The sequence below is a fragment of the Ornithinimicrobium sp. genome (assembly GCF_035267225.1).
Lineage (GTDB): Bacteria > Actinomycetota > Actinomycetes > Actinomycetales > Dermatophilaceae > Ornithinicoccus.
On the sequence record NZ_DATFMA010000119.1, the window covers coordinates 36799 to 54527 of the forward strand.

Consider the following 17729-nt stretch of genomic DNA (forward strand, 5'->3'; position numbering starts at 1 on the left):
ATTAGGCTCGGCAGCATGCTGCTGCTCCTGCGCACGGTCCGCGACCTGCTCGCGGTCCTGCCGACCGGAGCGCGCCGTTTCATCCTGACCTTCGCGGTGTTGCAGAGCGCTCTGGCCGCCCTCGATGTGGCGGCCCTGGGCCTGTTGGCCCTGGTGGCGACCCCGATGCTGACCGCAGCCCCGGTGGATGTCCCGCTCCTGGGCACCCTGAGCGAACCGGCCGACTTCCGCGGGGTCGTGCTGGCCGTCGGCCTGCTCATCATCGCCAAGAGCGTGCTGGCCATCGCCCTGCAGTGGTGGGCAACCCGCCGCTTCGCCCGGTTCGAGCAGGCGCTGGGGGCGCACCTGCTGCAGACGACCTTCCGGGCCCCGTGGACCGAGCGCCTGCAGCGCAACTCCACCGACCTGGTCCGCTCCACCGACGTCGGTGTCGGGGCCACGGTGAGCGGGGTGCTCATCCCGTTTGCCCAGCTCTCGGGTGAGGTCTTCACCTTCGCCGCCGTCATGATCGTGCTGGTGGCCGCACAGCCGCTGCTGGCCTTGGCGGGACTGGTCTACTTCGGCCTGGTGGGGCTGGTGCTCTACCGGTGGGTGCTGCGCCGGGCCGTGCAGGCCGGCCGGGACAACCGTGCCTACTCCACCCAGTCCGTGCGGTTGGTGAGTGAGATGGTGCACTCGCTCAAAGAGATCACGCTGCGGGAGAAGGCGGACGAGGTGGCCGAGGTGGTCCTCGGCGTGCGGACCCGGGCTTCTCGAGCACGAGCCGACCAGTCCTTCCTCGGCGCCATCCCCCGCTATGTCCTGGAGGCGGCGCTCATCGGCGGGCTGGGCATCGGGGCCGGCATCGGCTACCTCCAGGACGGCCTGGCCGGTGCTCTGGCCGCACTGGCGCTCTTCGCCGTGGCGGGTTTCCGGATCATTCCCTCGCTGACCCGCTTCCAGACCATCATGGCGACCACGGGCGCGAACGTGCCGTTCGCGCAGCAGGTGCTGGACGAGATCCAGCGGGGTCAGCGCTACCCCGCGCCCTCGCAGGCCGGCGACGAGCACGGCTGGCCCGACGACGCCGCGTCGCTGCGCTTGGAGGCGGTGAGCTTCACCTACCCCGGGGCCGACCGCCCAGCGGTGGACGAGGTATCGATGGAGCTCCCGTTCGGGCAGACCGTGGCGCTGGTCGGCCCGTCGGGTGCGGGCAAGTCCACCCTCGTCGACGTTCTGCTCGGGCTGCTGGAGCCCGACTCCGGCCAGGTGCTCGTCGGCACCACGACGCTGGCCGACCGTGTCCACGGCTGGCGTCGGCAGGTCGGGTACGTGCCCCAGGAGGTCTCGCTGTTCGACGCCTCGGTCGCTCGCAACGTCGCCCTGAGCTGGCGCGACGACGACATCGACGAGGACCGGGTGCGGGAGGCCTTGCGGCGTGCTCAGCTGCTCGAGACCATCGAGGCTCGCCCGGGCGGCATCCACGGAGCCGTGGGCGAACGTGGCCTGCGCCTGTCGGGGGGACAACGGCAGCGGCTCGGCGTGGCCCGGGCGCTCTATGCCGATCCATGGGTTCTCGTCATGGACGAGGCGACGTCCTCCCTGGACACCAGCACCGAGGCCGCCGTCGGGGCCGCCATCCGCGAGCTGCACGGCGAGGTCACGGTCGTCGTCGTCGCGCACCGCCTCGCGACCATTCGCCACAGCGACCTCGTGTGCTTCATGCGCCGGGGGCGCCTGGTGGCGCGGGGGAGCTTCGATGAGGTCGTGGCCGCGGAGCCGGACTTCGCCGAGCAGGCCGCGCTGGCCGGGCTCGGGCCCTCCGGGGACCGTGGTCGTGACCGCTGAACCGGTCGCCTTGCCGCGCGTGGCCGGGCAGGAGCCCCGGGTGGCGGTGCTGGTGTACAACCACGCCGCTCACGACTCTCGCGTGCTCAAGACCGCGGTCAGCCTGCGGGCGGCCGGAGCGCAGGTGAGCATCTTCGCGGTCGCCCGGTCTCGGGCCGGCTATCCGCCGGGGCCGGGCGTCGTCGGCGACGGAGTCCCCGTGCGGCGGGCCCCGGAGTTCGAGCTCGCCCGCTCCGCTCCCGCCCTGCTGCGCCTGGCCCGCCTGGTCACCGGTCGGCGCGCGCAGCCCGAACTCGCCGACGCGCCGTCAGCGACACCGCCGGCTCCGTGGCCCGTGCCGTCGACGGGCCCGGCCCCCGGCCCACCGCCGGCCCCGGGGATCGTGCAGGACCTGTGGCTCCGGGCGTACCGGACCCTGAGCCTGGCGCTCTACTGGTGGCACGCTTTCCGGTCCGCCGCCTCGTACCGGCCGCACGTCGTCCACGCCTGCGACGGCAACACGCTGGCCCCGGCCATGGCTCTGTCCGCCGTCACGGGAGCGAAGGTCGTCTACGACTCCCACGAGCTGTGGCTGCGCCGCAACGTGCGACCCGACCGACCTGTCGCGCCGTGGGTCGAGGCCGCGATCGAGTGGGCTGGTGTGCGGTGGGCCGATGGTGTGATCACCGTCAGCCCGTCCATCGCCACCTGGCTCCGGCGGCGCTACCGGCTGCCTGTGGAGCCGGCCCTGGTCCGCAACGCGCCGCTCACTGCCGCGAGGGTGCATCGGGGCGGGGTCGAGGACGAGGGCGAGGCCGAGGCGCCGGTCTCGCTGCGGGACCGAGCCGGCCTGGGTGCCGACGCGCAGGTGGTGGCCTACGCCGGACGGATGACAACGGCCCGCGGGCTGGAGGAGACGCTGGCTGCGCTGGCCCTGCTGCCCTCGCGCGTGCATCTGGTGCTGCTGGGCTACGGGGAACCCGACTACCTGGCGACGCTGCACGCCCACGCTGCCGAGCTCGGGCTGCAGCGACGGATCCACGTCGTGGCGGCGGTGCAGCCAGGGGACGTCCCCGCGGTGCTGTCCACCGCCGACGTCTCCGTGGTCATCGTGCGCCCGGTCTGTCTCAGCTACCGCTTCAGCCTGCCCAACAAGGTGTTCGAGTCCATCCACGCGGGGGTCCCGGTGGTCGCTGCCGACCTGCCGGACCTTGCGTCGCTGGTGCGCCGGTACGGGGTCGGTGAGGTCGTCGACGTGTCCAGCCCCTCGCGTCTGGCCGAGGTCATCGCTGCCGTCCTGGAGCGCCCCGAGCCCTACCGCCGGGCGGCCGCCTCGGCCTCGCACGAGATCAGCTGGGCCGGCGAAGCGCGTCGCCTGCTCGGCCTCTACAGCCGGGTGCTCGGGCCGTGAGGCGCCCTCGCCTGCTCGTCCTCGCGTTCAGTCCGCTGGCCAGTGACGCCCGCGTGCTGCGTCAGGTCGGTCTTCTCGCGCAGGACTTCGACGTCACCACCCTGGGCTACGGGCCACGACCGGCCGGGGTGGTCGAGCATCTGCGCCTGCCCGACGACATCGTGGCCTGGCGGACCAACCGGGCGCTGCTCGTCGCGCGACGGTGGCAAGCCGCCTACGACCGGGCGCCCGTGGTGGCGGCGGCGCGCCGGCTGCTCACCCCGGGGCGCTGGGACGCCGTGCTCGCCAACGACGTCCAGACCGTGCCGCTGGCCATGACTCTCGGGGCCCGCGGCGTACACGTCGACCTGCACGAGTACGCGACGCGGCAGAACGAGGACTCCTGGCGGTGGCGTCGCTTCGTCGCTCCGTTCCACGCCTGGATCCTGCGCACCTGGGTGACCCGTGCCGCCTCGGTGAGCGCGGTGGGCGAGGCCCTGGCGTTCGCCTACCGCAACGAGTTCGGCCTCGACCCCCGGGTGGTGCCCAATGCCGCGCCCTACGCCGACCGTGCCCCAGAACCGGTCGCAAACCCGCTGCGGCTGGTCCACTCCGGGCTCGCCCGCCGCAGTAGGTCGCTGGAGGTCATGCTCGACGCCGTCCGGCTCACGCGTCGCCCGGTCACCCTCGACCTCTACCTCATGCCCAACGACCCCGCCTACCTGGCCGAGCTGCGAACGGCCAGCGCTGACCTGCCGCAGGTGCGCTGGCGCGACCCGGTGGCGCCGTCGCAGCTCAACGCGCGGTTGGCCCAGGCGGACGTCGGGCTCTTCGTGCTGCCGCCGGTGACGTTCAACTACCGCTATACCCTTCCGAACAAGCTCTTCGACTTCGTCCAGGCAAGGCTGGCGGTGGTGGTGGGGCCGAGCCCGGAGATGGCCCGACTCGTGCACCGACACGGGTGTGGTGTGGTGCTGCCGGACTTCGAGGCCGCCTCTTTGGCGGCCACCCTCGAAGGGCTGAGCGACGAGCAGGTCTTGCGCTACAAGCAAGCCAGCCATGCAGCGGCGGAGCCGCTCAGTGCAGAGCAGCAGATCACGGGCTGGCGCGATGACCTCGAGGCGATCGTCAAGGGCCGCCCCCGGGCGCGGACGCGGCGCCGCGGGGCGCTCGACGGCGCCTCACAGCTCGCGGATCACCCGCGCCGGTGATCCCACGGCCACGACGCCCGAGGGCAGGTCGCGGGTCACGACCGAGCCCGCCCCGACCACCGTGTCGGCACCGATGCCGACCCCGGGATTGACGATGACGCCGCCCCCGAGCCACACGTTGTCGCCGATGGTGACCGGCTGTGATGCCTCCCACTTCTGGCGGCGAGGCTCTGGCTCCAGCGGATGGGTCGCGGTCAGGATCTGCACACCGGGGCCGATCTGGACGTCGTCCCCGATCCTCACCCGCGCGACGTCCACCAGGACGAAGCCCCAGTTCACGAACGTGCGTGCCCCGATCGTCGTCCGGAACCCGTAGTCGCAGTGCAGGGGCGGACGGATCTCGCTGCCGTCCCCGAACGCCCCCAGCAGCTCGACGAGAACGGCCCGGACTGCCTCGTGCTGCGTCGGGTCCATCGTGTTGAGCCGGTGCGTCAGGCGATGCGCCCGCGCGGACGCCCGCGCCAGGTCCGGGTCGTCGGCGACATAGGGCTCGCCGGCCAACATCCGCTCCCACATGCTCTGCGCTTCCACAACGCCACAGTAGGGCCGTGCGCGAGCACCTCGAGACCGGACCCGGGCCGAGCAGCTCCACGAGACCGAGCCACCCGCCCCTCGCGGTCAGCAGCCGAGGGCGTCCAGGGCGGCCGCGGCGGCGCGGCCGGTGCCGTAGGGCGCGGCGCTGGTGGGCTCGGGGCGCGGGCGGGACGCCGCGGAGACGAGCTCTGCCCCCGGCTCGACCAGGACGTTCCAGCCGTTCTCCAGGGTCTCGACCCACTCGGTCTCACGCCGCACCGTCGTGCAGGGTACGCCGAGCACGAAAGCCTCCTTCTGCAGGCCCCCCGAGTCGGTGATGACGCCACGCGCGCGGTCCACCAGGGCCACGAGCTCGGCGTAGGCGAGGGGGTCGTGACTGCGCAGAGCGCCACGGTCCAGTCGGACGCCGTGCTCGGCGGCCCGGTCACGCAGCCGTGGGTGCACCAGCAGCACCACACGGTGACCGAGGCGGGCCAGGGTCGCGACGATCGCCTCCAGTCGCACGGGGTCGTCCGTGTTCTCGGCCCGGTGGATGGTCGCCACCGAGTAGGTACCCCCGACCACGTGCAGCCGTGCGAGCACCGCGTCCGCGTGGCCCAGGCTGGCGCGCTGGCGGTGCAGGACGTCGACCATGACGTCACCCACGAGCCGCGACCGCGAACCGAGTCCCTCGGCGGCGAGATGTTGCATCGCCGTGGTGGTCGGGGCCAGCAACAGGTCGGCCGCATGGTCGGTCAGCACGCGGTTGGGCTCTTCGGGCATCGCGCGGTTGAACGAGCGCAGCCCCGCCTCGAGGTGGGCGACCGGCAGCCGCAGCTTCACCGCCGTCAGGGCCCCGGCCAGGGTGGAGTTGGTATCGCCGTACACCATCACCCAGTCCGGTCTGCGCTGGGTCAGCACCGGCTCGAGTCGTTCCAGGATGGCAGCGGTCTGTGCGCCGTGGGTGCCACTGCCCACCGACAGGTGGACGTGCGCGTCCTCGATGCCGAGGTCGGTGAAGAACACCTCCGACAGCGCCGTCTCGTAGTGCTGTCCGGTGTGCACGATCACGTGGTCGATCTTCCGCCGCGCACACTCCGCTGCCACTGGCGCCAGCTTGACGAACTGTGGTCGGGCCCCGACGACGCTGAGGAGCCTCACCACCGTGGATGCCGCAGCGTGTTCACCCGCGCCGAGGCGGTCGCGCTCCCCCCGCACGACGCTGCCATGCCAGTAGCGTACGAGGTATGCGCGTGCTCGCCGTGACGACGTGGCTGCCGACACGAGCTCGCCCGCATCTCGGTTCCTTCGTGCTGCGCGATGCGCGGGCTCTGGCGGACGCCGGGCACGAGGTGGCGGTGGTGCACCTCGTGCCACCCGGCCAGCTGCGCCCTCGGGGTCGAGATGGACTGTCGGGCGAAGACGACACTCCACACGGGATCCCGGTGACGCGCCTGGTCATGAGCACCACCAGCCCGCGTCAGATCGCTGCCGCGGGGCACCGGCTGTCGCAGTGGAGCCGCGGTGCGGACGTGGTCCACACGATGGCCTTCTCGACGTTGCTCGCCTTGTCCTGGTGGCGGCCGCGCTCGCCCTGGGTGCACACCGAGCACTGGTCCGGGATCAGCTCGCCGCAGCTGGCCCCCCTGGCCCAGCGGGCCGCGCTGCCAGGGCTGCGGCCCTTGTTGCGTCGTCCTGACGTGGTCACCGCCGTGACCGGGTCCCTGGTTGAGCCCGTGCGCCGGATCCGGGGGGACCGGCCCACCAGGGTCGTGCCGTGTATCGCCGAGAGGCCCGTCCCCCTGGTGTCGCGGCGCGGCGACCAGCCAGGTGAGCCGCTGCGCCTGGTGAGCGTCGGCGGCCTGATCGAGCGCAAGAACCCCCTGCTCGCGGTGGACACCCTGGGCGAGCTGGTGCGCCGGGGGACCCCCGCGAGGCTGCGCTTCGTGGGGGAGGGGCCGCTGGCCCAGCAGATCCGTCAGCGCGCCGCCGAGCGCGACGTCACGGACCTCGTGGACCTGGTCGGCGTCGCCGACGCCCGCGCAGTCGCGTCCGAGCTCGGTGACGCGGACGTCTTCATCGGCCCGACCCGCGGGGAGAACTTCTTCGTCGCCTGCGCCGAGGCCGTGCTGGCCGGGCGCCCCGTCGTCGTGGGGGCGAACGGGGGGCACGTCGCCTACCTGGACGACCGGGTGGCCCGGTGTGTGTCCGCCGCGGATCCGGAAGCCTTCGCCGACGCCGTCGGCGACGTGCTCACCCGCAGCCGGGGCATGAGCGCGGAGCAGGTCAGCGCGACCATCGGTGACCAGTTCACCCCTCGTGTCGTGGCTGGTCAGTATGCCGAGGCCTACGACCTGGCAGCGAGAACGGCGAGAACGGAGAGCGCAACGACCACGACGAGGACGACGCGGGCGGCCGGGAGCGCATGAGCGCGGTCGACGTGGTGATTGCCGTCCACGCGGCATCCCGGCCGGTGGCACGAGCCGTGGCCAGCGTCGTGCAGGGCAACCCCGCGCGCACCCGCCTGACTCTCGTCTGCCACGGGATCGAGGTCGACGAGGTCGCGGCCCGCCTTGTGCCTGAGCACCGACGCCAGGTCACCTGGCTGGAGCACCACGACGGGGTGCCGAGCGCGTCGGGGCCGTTCAACGCGGGGATCGCGGCCGCCCGGGGTGACTTCGTGTCGATGCTGGGTTCGGACGACTGGCTGGAAGCCGGAGCGGTCGACTCATGGCTCGCGCTGGCCAGCGCGTCCGGGGCGGACTGCGTGATGACCCGCCTGGCCTTGGGTCGACCGGCGCGTCGTGTGCCGACCCCGCCCGTCCGGCCCGCGCGGGGACGCTCGCGGCTCGTGGACCCGGTGCGCGACCGCCTCAGCTACCGCAGCGCGCCGCTGGGTCTGGTCTCGACGCAGGCGCGGGCCCGGCTGGGCGTCGCGCTGACCGAGGGGATGCCCGTCGGCGGGGACGTCGCCTACGTCACCCGTCTGTGGTGCGAGAGCCGTGTCGCCGTGGACGGGCGCGGGCCCGGCTACGTCATCGGGGAGGACGCCGCTGACCGCGTCACCTACGCCGCCCGGCCGATCCAGGAGGAGCTCGGTTTCGTGACCCACCTGCTCGGCCAGGCCTGGTTCGCTGCCTACCCGCAGCGCACGCGCCGCGCCGTGGCGACGAAGCTGTTGCGGATCCATGTCTTCGGCGCCGTCTCGCGGCGCCCCGACCCGTCCTGGTGGAGCGCCGCCCAGCGCGAGGCCCTGGCCCGGGTGAGCCGCGATGTGCTGGCCGCCGCGCCAGGGGTGAGCGACGCCCTCTCCCGCGCCGACCACGCACTCATCGACGCCATCCTCGCCTCCGACGTCAGTGCGGTCACGCTTCTCGAGCGGGCCCGTGCCCGACGTCGCCACGGACATCCGCAGACTCTGCTGCCGGGGCGTCTCGGGGCGATGCTGGAGCCGGAGGCGCCCTTGAGGTTCATGTCGGCGTCGTGGTGGGCCAGTCGCTGAGCGACCGCACCCCGATCGTGGCCTCAGGGTCGGATCGGGCTCGCGCCAGGGGTCTCCCTGATATCGCGGCGGAGCCGGGCCCACCAGAGTGGACACCATGATCGAGATCGAGTCCCTGACCAAGAACTACGGCGGCTTCACCGCTGTCGACGACGTGTCCTTCACCGCCGCTCCGGGACGGGTCACCGGGTTCCTCGGCCCCAACGGCGCCGGTAAGTCCACCGCGATGCGCATGATGGTCGGGCTGACCAAGCCCACCGGTGGTGACGTGCGGATCAACGGTCGCCACTTCACGGACATGGAGAATCCGGGGCGGGCGGTGGGCGTCCTCCTGGATGCCTCGGCGCAGCACGCGGGACGCTCCGGCCGGGAGATCCTCGCCATCGTCCAGCGCACCATGGGGTTGTCCCGCGACAGCGTGGACCAGATGCTTCGGCGGGTCAGCCTGACCGATGAGGAGGCCGGGCGTCGCGTGCGCAACTACTCGCTCGGGATGCGCCAGCGGCTGGGGATCGCCGCCGCCCTGCTCGGCCACCCGTCGGTCCTCATCCTGGACGAGCCCGCCAACGGCTTGGACCCGGCCGGTATCCGGTGGATGCGCGACCTGCTGCGTGACTTCGCCGACGCGGGCGGCACGGTCCTGCTCTCCTCGCATCTGCTGCACGAGATCGAGGTCATCGCCGACGACCTGGTGGTGATCGGCCGAGGCCGGATCGTGGCCCAGGGCACCAAGGCCGAGCTCCTGGCCGGGGCCGGCACGATCGTGCGCACGCCCCGGCGCCCCGATCTCGCCGCGGCCCTCGCCGACGCCCGGGTGGCGTGGACGCCGTCGGGCGAGAACGGGCTGCGGGTCGAGGCCGACCCCGCCACCGTGGGCCAGATCTCGCTGCGCGCCGGCGTGGCACTGACCGAGCTGAGCACCGCCGACGGGGCGGGGCTGGAGGAGATGTTCCTCGACCTGACCGCAGAGACCGCCCGAGAAGGAGCAGCGGCATGACCGCCACCGTGCAGACCGCCACCGCACCGCCCACCCGCGAGACCACCCGGCCCCGGGCGCCCATCCCGCTGACGCGGCTGGTCGGGGTCGAGCTGACGAAGATGTTCGACACCCGCTCGGGCTTCTGGCTGATGGCCGCCGTCGGCCTGCTCTCGCTCGTCGCCACCGCATCGGTGATCGCCTTCGCGCCCGATCCGGTCATCACCTACGACGCGTTCGCCCAGGCGGTCGGTATCCCCATGTCGATCATCCTGCCGATCATCGCGATCCTGTCGGTGACCGGCGAGTACAGCCAGCGCACCGCCTTGAGCACCTTCGCGCTCGTCCCGCGGCGGGGCCGTGTCATCGGGGCCAAGGCCGTCGCGGCGCTGATCGTCGGGGTGGCCGGGATGCTGGTCGCTCTCGGGGTGGGCGCCCTCGGCAACGTCGTCGGCTCGGCGATCACCGGCGTCGACCTGGTCTGGGACATCTCGGCGACCCGGTTCGCCACCATCCTGCTGGCCAACGTCCTCGGGATGGCCATCGGCTTCATGCTCGGGGTGGTGATCCGCAGCTCACCCGGTGCCATCGTGGGGTACTTCGTGTTCGCGCTGGTGCTCCCCGGCGTCTTCGGCACCCTGGCGGCCTTCCAGGACTGGTTCCTCGACCTGCAGCCGTGGGTGGACGTCAACTTCGCGATGACCCGCCTGTACGAGGACGGGATGACCGGCGAGATGTGGGCCCAGCTGGGCGTCACGTCGCTGATCTGGATCTTCGTGCCGATGGCCATCGGGCTGCGGTTCGTCCTGCGATCCGAGGTGAAGTAGTTCCTCACCCGCGGCCTGTGACCAGGGGGACCGAGGAAGGCCCCGTATCCTCGGTCCCCGTCGTCATCCCACGACGAGGCCCGATTCCGGCGAAGGAGCAACATGAAGGTCGCGGTGGTCGCGCTGGGCAAGGTCGGGCTGCCGCTGGCCGTGCAGTTCGCTGCGGCCGGCCATACCGTGGTCGGCGTCGACATCGACGCGGCTCTGGTAGAGCAGGTGAACGGGGGAGCCAGTCCCTACCCGGGGGAGGCCGACCTGGCGGAACGTCTGGCCGAGGCCAGGGCCGACGGCCGGTTCCACGCGACCACGGACTACGCCCGCGCGGTCCCCGGCGCCGATGTCGTGGTCGTGGTCGTGCCTCTGGTGGTCGACGCCGACGCGGCCCCCGACTTCACCGCGCTGGACGCGGCGACCCGCAGCCTGGCCGTGCATCTGCGCCCGGGTGCCCTGGTGTCCTACGAGACGACGGTGCCGGTAGGCACGACCCGCGGGCGTTTCGCCCCCATGGTCGAGGCCGAATCGGGGCTGACCCAGGGCTCCGATGTCCACGTGGTGTTCTCTCCCGAACGGGTCTTCAGCGGGCGGGTGTTCGCCGACCTCGCGCGCTACCCCAAGCTTGTCGGCGGCCTGAGCGAGACCGGTGCTCACGTGGCCCGGCGCTTCTACGGCTCCTCGCTCCGCTTCGATCCCCGCGACGACCTGCCCCGGCCCAACGGAGTGTGGGACATGGGCAGCGCGGAGGCGGCCGAGCTGGCCAAGCTGGCGGAGACGACCTACCGTGACGTGAACATCGCGCTGGCCAACCGGTTCGCCACCTTCGCCGACCGCACGGGCATCGAGGTCGACCGGGTGATCGAGGCGTGCAACTCCCAGCCCTACAGCCACCTGCACCGGCCGGGGATCGCGGTCGGCGGCCACTGCATCCCCGTCTACCCCCAGCTCTATCTGGCCGGCGACCCGGACGCTGCGCTCGTCCGTGCAGCGCGCGAGCAGAACGCCGCCATGCCGGAGTACGCCGTGGCACGCGCGGCGCAGCTGCTCGGTTCCCTGGACGGGATGCGGGTGGCCGTGCTGGGCGCGGCCTACCGCGGCGGAGTGAAGGAGACCGCATTCTCCGGCGTCTTCGACACCGTAGCTGCGCTGGACCGCCGGGGAGCGCGGGTCGGCGTGCACGACCCGCTGTACGCACCGGAAGAGCTGGCCGAGCTGGGCTGGCGGCCCTACCGGCTGGGGGAGGAGGTGGACGTGGCCGTCGTCCAGGCCGACCACGCCGAGTACGCCCGTCTCCGCGCCGCCGACCTGCCCGGGCTGCGGCTGCTCCTGGACGGGCGTGGCGTGACCGACCCCGCGGCCTTCCGCGGCGTTCCGAGGGTCACCATCGGCGGAGGTGACCAGACGCCCGGCGTCCCCGGCCGATGAGAGCCGCCGGATGAGCTGGGCCCTCGTGGCGCCTGGCCTGGCCGGGCTGTTGGCCCTGTTCCTCGTGCCCGGCTGGGGGGTGCTGCGCCTACTCGGGGTACGCGGCCTGGGTGCATGGGGGGCCGCGGTGGCGGTGACGTCGGCCCTGGTCGGCGTCAGTGCGGTGGCGGCCGATCTCGTGGGGGCGCCGTGGACGCTGTGGACGCTCCTGGTGTCCACCGCACTCACCTGGCTGGTCGCCGGCCTCGTCGGCGTCGCGCTGGGCACCCTGCGCCACCCGCCGGTCCGCGTGGCGGGGGAGCGGGCGCTGCGGGGCGCCGAGAAAGCCTGGTTGGGCGCCTCGGCGACGCTGGGGGTGGGGGTGCTCGCCGCGGGCATGATGACCGGGATGCGGCACGCCGACCAGCCGCCGCAAGCGTGGGACCCCATCTTCCACCTCAACGCGATGTGGTTCATCCGTGAGACCGGAAACGCCTCGAGCCTAGGGGGTCTGGCTCCGCTGTACGCCGACACCATCGCGCCGTACTACCCGACCGTGTGGCACTCGGTCGTCGCGGTGGCCCCCGGGTTCGACGGGGTCACCGAGGCCGCGAACTCCTCCTCGGTGGTGCTGGGCAGCGTGGTCTGGGTGCTGGGGCTGGTGTCGCTGGCCCGGGTGGTGTGGCCGGCTCACGCTCTGCCGGTGCTGCTCACCCCGGTGCTGGCCGCCACCTACGTCGCGTTCCCCGACGTCGCCCTGTCGATGCTGGGGGTCTGGCCGTTCGCGCTGTCGGTGGCGTGCCTGCCGGGCACCGTGGCCCTGCTCATCTCGGCGCTACGCGGCAGCCTGGGGATGCGGCTGCACACCGCATACGGGCTGGGCGTGCTGGCCTGCCTCGGCGGGGTGGTGCTCTCCCATCCCTCGGGCCTGTTCTCCCTGGCGCTGCTGGCCGTGCCGGTGACCGTGGTGCTCGCCGCAGGGCAGGCCCGTCGGCTCTGGCGGGGCGGCCACCGGGTCTCGGTGTCGCTCGTCGCCGCTGCGGTGGTCGGCGGCGCCGCCGTCGCCACGACGCTGGTGCTCGCCTCCCCCCGGGTGGCCGCGACGGTGGCGTACCAGCGCGGCGGACAGGACAGCTACTGGCCGGGGATCCGTGCCCTGCTGCTGGACCATCCGCTGATCTACGTCTACGACGTCACTGCGGTCAACGTCGCCGCCACCGTGCTGGTGTTCGTGGGGGTGGCAGTGAGCCTGGCGCACCGTCACGCGCGGTGGCTCATCGTCGCGCTCGCGGTCGCCGCCGGGCTGACGCTCCTGGCCGCGGGGCCACCGGACAACCCGGCGCGCGTCCTCGCCGGCTTCTGGTACACGCAGGCCTCACGGATCAACCAGGTGATGCTGGTCCCGGCCATCATGCTGGCCGCCGGGGGCGGTGCCTGGCTCGTGCGGCGGATCGCCGTCGGCCCACGCGTGCCCGTGACCGCGGCCGCGCTGGCCCTGGTGGTCGCGCTCGGGACCGCGTCGTCGGGGTTCCGCTGGCCCATGCACACCCAGGTCATGGCCTCCACCTACTCGTCCTGGCCGATCGCGTGGGGGACCATGCTGGAGCCCGAGGAGATCGCGATGGTGGACCGGGCGGCCACCACGCTGCCCGAGGACGCGGTGGTGCTGGGCGAACCCACGGCCGGCCTGCCGTTCCTGCTCGCGCGCAGCGACGTTGAGGTGGTCTACCCGCAGCTGACCCCGATCGCCGGCTCGCCCGAGCGCCTGCTGCTGGCGCGGGAGTTCGACCGATGGCCCACCAACCCGGCGGTCTGCGAGGCCGTCCGTGCTCTCGGTGTCACCCACGTGTACGCCGACACCCTCACCTTCTCCGAAGGGGCCAAGTGGGAGGAGGAGACGCCCGGTCTGCGCCAGATCACCACCGACCGCCCCGGGTTCGAGCTCGTCGACACCGGCGGCCACGCGTCTCTGTGGCGGTTCACCGGCTGCGGCTAGACCCACTGCCCTCGGGCCACCAGCACGTCCTTGAGCACGTCGGCGCGGTCGCTGATCAGCCCGTCCACCCCCAGGTCGAGCAGGCGCTCCATCTGTGTCCGGTCGTTGATCGTCCACACGTGGACCGGCACCCCGCTGGCGTGCGCCGTGGCCAGCGTCGTGGCCGTCACCACGGGCACCCCCCGGTGGGTCAGCGGCATCTGGAGGGCATCGATGTTCCGCAGCGCGGCCGCGGCGAGACGGCGTCCGCCGGCGCCGGGGACCGTGCTGCCCAGGCGGAATGCGGCCCCGGCTCGCGTCCCGGCCGACGTGGCCACCGGGCGCGAGAGCCGTCGCAGCACCTCGCGCCGTCGCCGGTCGGAGAACGACCCGATGCAGACCCGGTCGTGGGCACCGGCCCGCTCGATCGCCGCCACCAGGGGGACCACGGCCTGGTCACTCTTGGCGTCGATGTTCAGCCGCACCTCGGGCCAAGCACCGAGGAGCTCCTCCAGGCGTGGCACCGGCTCGCGTCCGTGGATGCGCGCGCGGGACACCGCACGCCACGGCAGGTCGGCGATGGCGCCGGTGGCGTCGGTCACCCGGTCCAGCGTGGCGTCGTGCAGAGCCACCGCCACCCCGTCGCTGGTGGCGTGGGTGTCGGTCTCCAGGTAGCGGTAGCCCAGGTCCACTGCGGACCCGAAGGCGGTCATCGAGTTCTCCAGGCCCTCCCGGGAGAAGCCTCGGTGAGCCATGGCGAGGGGCCCACTGTGCTCGAGGTACGCGCGCCGCGCCCCGCTTCGCCTCACGAGCCGGGGCGGAACGCCGACCCCATCTTCTCCAGCGCGCCCTCGGTGACCGGAACCCGGCCGGACTTGACCGCGTGCACCAGGCGGGCGTGGTCGCTCTCGGTCTGGTCGGCGTAGGCCCGGGCGAAGTCCCCCATCGCGCGATCCACGTTCCGGCCCTTGCCGAGGTAGCCGGCGATCATGGACGCACCGCTGGTGCGGGCGTGTCCCTTGGCCAGCAGCTGCCCGACGATGCTGGCGTAGTCGGACAGGGCCTTACCGTCCAGAGCGTCCAGTGGCACGGTGCCCTTCATGTTGCGGAACTGGCGCACGTAGTACTGCCGGTTGTCCACGGTGGTCCAGCCCAGTAGCGGGTCACTGACGGTCTGCAGGGCCTGTTGGTACTCCACCACCCGCTGGCCCTGGTGGGCGTGCCAGGCGGAGTCGCCGTGGACGTACTTGGCCAGCACCGACCGCCGTGCCTGCTTCATCTGCAGGAACACCAGGTCGTCGTCGTTGGAGCCCTCGAGCAGCACCACGTAGGCGCGCAGCCCGATGCTGCCGACGCCGACCACCTTGTGTGCGATGTCCTGGATCGTGTAGCCGCCGAGCACCCGCGCCCAGTGCGCTTCGATGGTCCCCAGGTAGCGGTCGAGCGCGGCCCCGATGAGCTCGGCCTTGGTGTCGGTCACGCGCTGGATGAGCGGCGGGTTCTCGGCGATGATGCGCTTGCCCTGTTCCTCCTGGTAGGTGAACTTGGGCACCGCGCGGTCGCTGGTGCGCTTCTTGGCCTTCTTGACCGACTTCTTGATCGCCTTGCGCAGCTCCTTCTCGGTCGCGCTCTCCTGCAGCCGGTCCACGTCGAGCCGGTTGTAGGAGCGCTTCAGCAGCGGTCGGTCGGCCAGGAACCGCACCTCCCCGCGGTAGGCCGCGACGCACGACTCCACCGCGTCGCGGCACTGGTTCTCGCCGAGGCCGTTCTCCCGCCCGGCGACCCAGATGCTGGCGCTCAGGCGGCGCACGTCCCACTCCCAGCCCCCGGGGTGTGCCTCGTCGAAGTCGTTCAGGTCCAGCACCAGCTCACCCTCGGGTGAGCCGTACAGGCCGAAGTTGCCCAGGTGCGCATCACCGCAGATGACCGGCTGGATCCCGGTCGCCGCCATGCGGGAGACGTCGTCCGCCATGACCACCGCGGTGCCGCGCAGGAAGCCGTACGGCGAGGCGATCATCCGGCCGACGCGGATCGGGACCAGCTCGTCGACCCGGCCCTGGTGCGATCGGTTCAGCAGGGTGATGGGGTCGGGGCGGTCCTCCGGTGGGTCCCAGATCGCCAGCGAGCGCCGGGGCACCTTCTTGCGCAGCGCCTTGCCCATGGCTGTGCGCTCCGCTCGCGAGGTCGGGCGCTGGCGCAGCGAGGCGAAAGAGTTGCCGTCGGTCTCAGCGAGCACCTGGTGCCCGTTGCTACCGGTCATATCACGGTGCCCGTCATGATGCTCATGTCACGTCTCCTGAACCCGGGGGCGCGGCAGTGCGCCTCCTCCTGAGGCGATCCTGCCAGAACCGCGCGCGAGCGTGGCAGGATCGATCTGCGTCCACCGCCAGGAAAGGGGTCATCGCGATGCGAGCCGCCGTGATCAGCGCGCCGGGGGTGGTGGACGTGCAGGACGTGCCCGACCCCGCTCCCGGACCGGGCGAGGTGGTGCTGCAGGTCGCAGCCGAGGGGGTGTGCGGCACCGACCTGCACATTCTGGGCGGCGATTTCGCGCCCCGGCTGCCCCTTGTCCCCGGCCACGAGATCAGCGGGACGGTCGTGGCCATCGGGGAGGACGTCGGGCTCGTGTCGGTCGGAGACCTGGTCGTCGTCGACCCCTCGCTGCCGTGCCACGCCTGCTCAGCGTGCCGCCGTGGCCGGGTCAACCTGTGTGAGAGGTTCGCCGCCATCGGAGTGACCCAGGCCGGAGGGGCCGCCGAGTACGTCCTCGCGCCGGCGCAGAACTGCGTGGCGCTGCCGCCCGACACCGATCCGGTGCTGGCATCGCTGACCGAGCCGGTGGCGTGCGCCGTCCACGCCTTCGACTCCCTGCCCCGTCGTCGTGCCGAGCGCTACCTGCTCTACGGGGCGGGCACCATGGGTCTGGTCATGGGCCGGCTGGCGCAGCGCAGCGGCGCGAGCACCGTGCGCATCGTCGAGCCGAAGGCCGAGCGGCGCGGGGTGGCCCGGTCGATGCAGCTGGACGTGTCGGCACCGGGTGACGAGGCGATCCACGCTGAGGCTCACGGCTACGACGTCGTCATCGACTGCACGGGAGTGGTGGCGGCCATCGCGGACGGGCTTCCGCGCGTCGCCCCCGGAGGGACCTTCCTGCACCTGGGCGTCCCGCCGGAGGGCACACGCATCGACTACGACGCGCACCGGGTCTACCGGCACGAGATCACCATCACCGGGACCATGTCGTTGCAGCACAGCATGGACGCAGCGGCACAGCTGCTCGCCACCGGCCTGCTCGACGCCGCCCTCCTGGTCACCTCGCGCTTTGCGCTCGAGGACTATCCCCGCGCGCTCGAGGCGGTCCGCCTCGGGACCGGGATCAAGACGGTCGTCCTCCCCTCGGTCAGCGGCGGATAGCCGCCGCGCTCAGATGTCGCGGAACGTCTGGATCCCCGCACCGAGTGCGTTGAGACGCGCGGCCAAGTCCTCGTACCCGCGGTTGATGACGTACACGTTGCGCAGCACCGAGACTCCGGGCGCAGCGAGCATCGCCAGCAGGATGACCACCCCGGGGCGCAAGGCCGGCGGGCACATGATCTCTCCGGCCCGCCACTTGGTGGGCCCCTCGATCATCACTCGGTGGGGGTCCATCAGGTGGACCTTGGCGCCGAGGGTCGTGAGCTCGGTGAGGTAGATCGCCCTGTTCTCGTAGACCCAGTCGTGGATCATCGTCGAGCCTGTCGCGCACGCTCCGATGATGGCGAAGAAGGGCAGGTTGTCGATGTTCAGGCCAGGGAACGGCAACGGGTGGATCTTGTCCAGCGGCGCGTGCAGCGGGCCTGGCACGGTGGTCAGGTCCACCAGGCGCGTCACGCCGTTCGCGGACTTGTACTCGGGCGTGAGCTCGTAGCGCAGGCCCATGGTGTCCAGGACGGCGAGCTCGATCTCGATGAACTCGATCGGCACGCGGCGGATGGTGATCTCGCTGCCGGTGACCACGCCGGCCGCGAGCAGGCTCATCGCCTCGATCGGGTCCTCCGAGGGGGAGTACTCGATGTCCATGTCGATCTCCTCGACGCCCCGCACGGTCAGCGTCGTGGTGCCGAGCCCCTCGATCTGCACTCCCAGGGCCAT

The 17729-nt window shown here is 72.3% G+C and carries 14 protein-coding genes and 1 pseudogene; 10 read left to right on the forward strand and 5 right to left on the reverse strand.

All coding sequences use genetic code 11. The annotated features are described in order from the left end of the window. Window positions 1-15: 15 nt before the first annotated feature. Genes VJ976_RS11860 through VJ976_RS11870 form a run of 3 tightly spaced genes read left to right on the forward strand, consistent with a single transcriptional unit; the run spans window position 16 to window position 4407 of the window. A complete protein-coding gene (locus tag VJ976_RS11860) occupies window positions 16-1827 on the forward strand; it encodes an ABC transporter ATP-binding protein (protein ID WP_324100434.1) in 1812 nt (603 codons plus the stop codon). Then, entirely contained in the window at window positions 1817-3217 is a 1401-nt protein-coding gene (locus tag VJ976_RS11865) for a glycosyltransferase (protein WP_324100435.1), read from the forward strand. The genes VJ976_RS11860 and VJ976_RS11865 overlap by 11 nt, the downstream gene beginning before the upstream one ends. Next, the gene (locus VJ976_RS11870) at window positions 3214-4407 is read left to right on the forward strand and encodes a glycosyltransferase (RefSeq protein WP_324100436.1); all 1194 of its coding nucleotides are present in this window, start codon (window positions 3214-3216) and stop codon (window positions 4405-4407) included. Before VJ976_RS11865 ends, VJ976_RS11870 begins: the two co-directional genes overlap by 4 nt. Here the strand turns inward: VJ976_RS11870 and VJ976_RS11875 are convergent. Both VJ976_RS11875 and wecB read right to left on the reverse strand, forming a co-directional pair. Further along, window positions 4378-4938 carry a sugar O-acetyltransferase gene (locus tag VJ976_RS11875; RefSeq protein ID WP_324100437.1) on the reverse strand — a complete coding sequence of 187 codons (561 nt, stop codon included), beginning with the start codon at window positions 4936-4938 and terminating at the stop codon, window positions 4378-4380. The two genes, VJ976_RS11870 and VJ976_RS11875, sit on opposite strands and share 30 nt — an antisense overlap. Before the next feature lie 87 nt (window positions 4939-5025). Continuing rightward, the gene (gene wecB, locus VJ976_RS11880) at window positions 5026-6081 is read right to left on the reverse strand and encodes a non-hydrolyzing UDP-N-acetylglucosamine 2-epimerase (protein WP_324100438.1); all 1056 of its coding nucleotides are present in this window, start codon (window positions 6079-6081) and stop codon (window positions 5026-5028) included. Between the two features lie 86 nt (window positions 6082-6167). Here wecB and VJ976_RS11885 point away from each other — a divergent pair, with 86 nt between their 5' ends. The 6 genes from VJ976_RS11885 to VJ976_RS11910 all read left to right on the forward strand — a co-directional run bounded on the left by VJ976_RS11885 (window position 6168) and on the right by VJ976_RS11910 (window position 13619). Next, window positions 6168-7349, forward strand: coding sequence for a glycosyltransferase family 4 protein (locus VJ976_RS11885; RefSeq protein WP_324100439.1), 1182 nt, complete (start codon window positions 6168-6170; stop codon window positions 7347-7349). Beyond that, window positions 7346-8422: a glycosyltransferase family A protein gene (locus tag VJ976_RS11890; protein ID WP_324100440.1), complete on the forward strand. Its 1077-nt coding sequence runs from the start codon at window positions 7346-7348 to the stop codon at window positions 8420-8422. The genes VJ976_RS11885 and VJ976_RS11890 overlap by 4 nt, the downstream gene beginning before the upstream one ends. 97 nt (window positions 8423-8519) lie before the next feature. Next, the gene (locus tag VJ976_RS11895) at window positions 8520-9419 is read left to right on the forward strand and encodes an ABC transporter ATP-binding protein (protein ID WP_324100441.1); all 900 of its coding nucleotides are present in this window, start codon (window positions 8520-8522) and stop codon (window positions 9417-9419) included. After that, the gene (locus VJ976_RS11900) at window positions 9416-10225 is read left to right on the forward strand and encodes an ABC transporter permease subunit (protein ID WP_324100442.1); all 810 of its coding nucleotides are present in this window, start codon (window positions 9416-9418) and stop codon (window positions 10223-10225) included. Before VJ976_RS11895 ends, VJ976_RS11900 begins: the two co-directional genes overlap by 4 nt. A 102-nt stretch (window positions 10226-10327) precedes the next feature. Further along, window positions 10328-11644, forward strand: coding sequence for a nucleotide sugar dehydrogenase (locus tag VJ976_RS11905; RefSeq protein ID WP_324100443.1), 1317 nt, complete (start codon window positions 10328-10330; stop codon window positions 11642-11644). Window positions 11645-11654: 10 nt separating this feature from the next. Then, window positions 11655-13619, forward strand: coding sequence for a DUF6541 family protein (locus VJ976_RS11910; protein WP_324100444.1), 1965 nt, complete (start codon window positions 11655-11657; stop codon window positions 13617-13619). On the opposite strand, the gene VJ976_RS11915 is transcribed toward VJ976_RS11910, so the two are convergent. Both VJ976_RS11915 and VJ976_RS11920 read right to left on the reverse strand, forming a co-directional pair. Further along, on the reverse strand, window positions 13616-14353 hold the full coding sequence (locus VJ976_RS11915) for a glycerophosphodiester phosphodiesterase family protein (RefSeq protein ID WP_324100445.1): 738 nt from the start codon (window positions 14351-14353) through the stop codon (window positions 13616-13618). The two genes, VJ976_RS11910 and VJ976_RS11915, sit on opposite strands and share 4 nt — an antisense overlap. A gap of 50 nt (window positions 14354-14403) precedes the next feature. Then, window positions 14404-15858 (reverse strand): DUF2252 domain-containing protein, encoded by a 1455-nt coding sequence (locus tag VJ976_RS11920; RefSeq protein ID WP_324100446.1) that lies wholly within the window; start codon window positions 15856-15858, stop codon window positions 14404-14406. A 146-nt stretch (window positions 15859-16004) separates the two neighbouring features. On the opposite strand from VJ976_RS11920, the gene VJ976_RS11925 reads away from it, so the two are divergent. After that, window positions 16005-17012: a zinc-dependent alcohol dehydrogenase family protein gene (locus tag VJ976_RS11925; protein WP_324100447.1), complete on the forward strand. Its 1008-nt coding sequence runs from the start codon at window positions 16005-16007 to the stop codon at window positions 17010-17012. Window positions 17013-17021: 9 nt separating this feature from the next. Here VJ976_RS11925 and VJ976_RS11930 read toward each other — a convergent pair. Beyond that, window positions 17022-17729 (reverse strand): annotated as a pseudogene (locus VJ976_RS11930) (UDP-N-acetylglucosamine 1-carboxyvinyltransferase); the annotation flags it as partial.

Bases quoted from the DNA above. Each gene is read 5' to 3' on its own strand.
- VJ976_RS11895 (WP_324100441.1), top strand. From the start codon at position 8,520: ATGATCGAGATCGAGTCCCTGACCAAGAACTACGGCGGCTTCACCGCT.
- VJ976_RS11910 (WP_324100444.1), top strand. From the start codon at position 11,655: ATGAGCTGGGCCCTCGTGGCGCCTGGCCTGGCCGGGCTGTTGGCCCTG.
- VJ976_RS11860 (WP_324100434.1), top strand. From the start codon at position 16: ATGCTGCTGCTCCTGCGCACGGTCCGCGACCTGCTCGCGGTCCTGCCG.
- VJ976_RS11900 (WP_324100442.1), top strand. From the start codon at position 9,416: ATGACCGCCACCGTGCAGACCGCCACCGCACCGCCCACCCGCGAGACC.
- VJ976_RS11890 (WP_324100440.1), top strand. From the start codon at position 7,346: ATGAGCGCGGTCGACGTGGTGATTGCCGTCCACGCGGCATCCCGGCCG.
- VJ976_RS11920 (WP_324100446.1), bottom strand. From the start codon at position 15,858: ATGACCGGTAGCAACGGGCACCAGGTGCTCGCTGAGACCGACGGCAAC.
- VJ976_RS11915 (WP_324100445.1), bottom strand. From the start codon at position 14,353: ATGGCTCACCGAGGCTTCTCCCGGGAGGGCCTGGAGAACTCGATGACC.
- VJ976_RS11905 (WP_324100443.1), top strand. From the start codon at position 10,328: ATGAAGGTCGCGGTGGTCGCGCTGGGCAAGGTCGGGCTGCCGCTGGCC.
- VJ976_RS11885 (WP_324100439.1), top strand. From the start codon at position 6,168: ATGCGCGTGCTCGCCGTGACGACGTGGCTGCCGACACGAGCTCGCCCG.
- VJ976_RS11925 (WP_324100447.1), top strand. From the start codon at position 16,005: ATGCGAGCCGCCGTGATCAGCGCGCCGGGGGTGGTGGACGTGCAGGAC.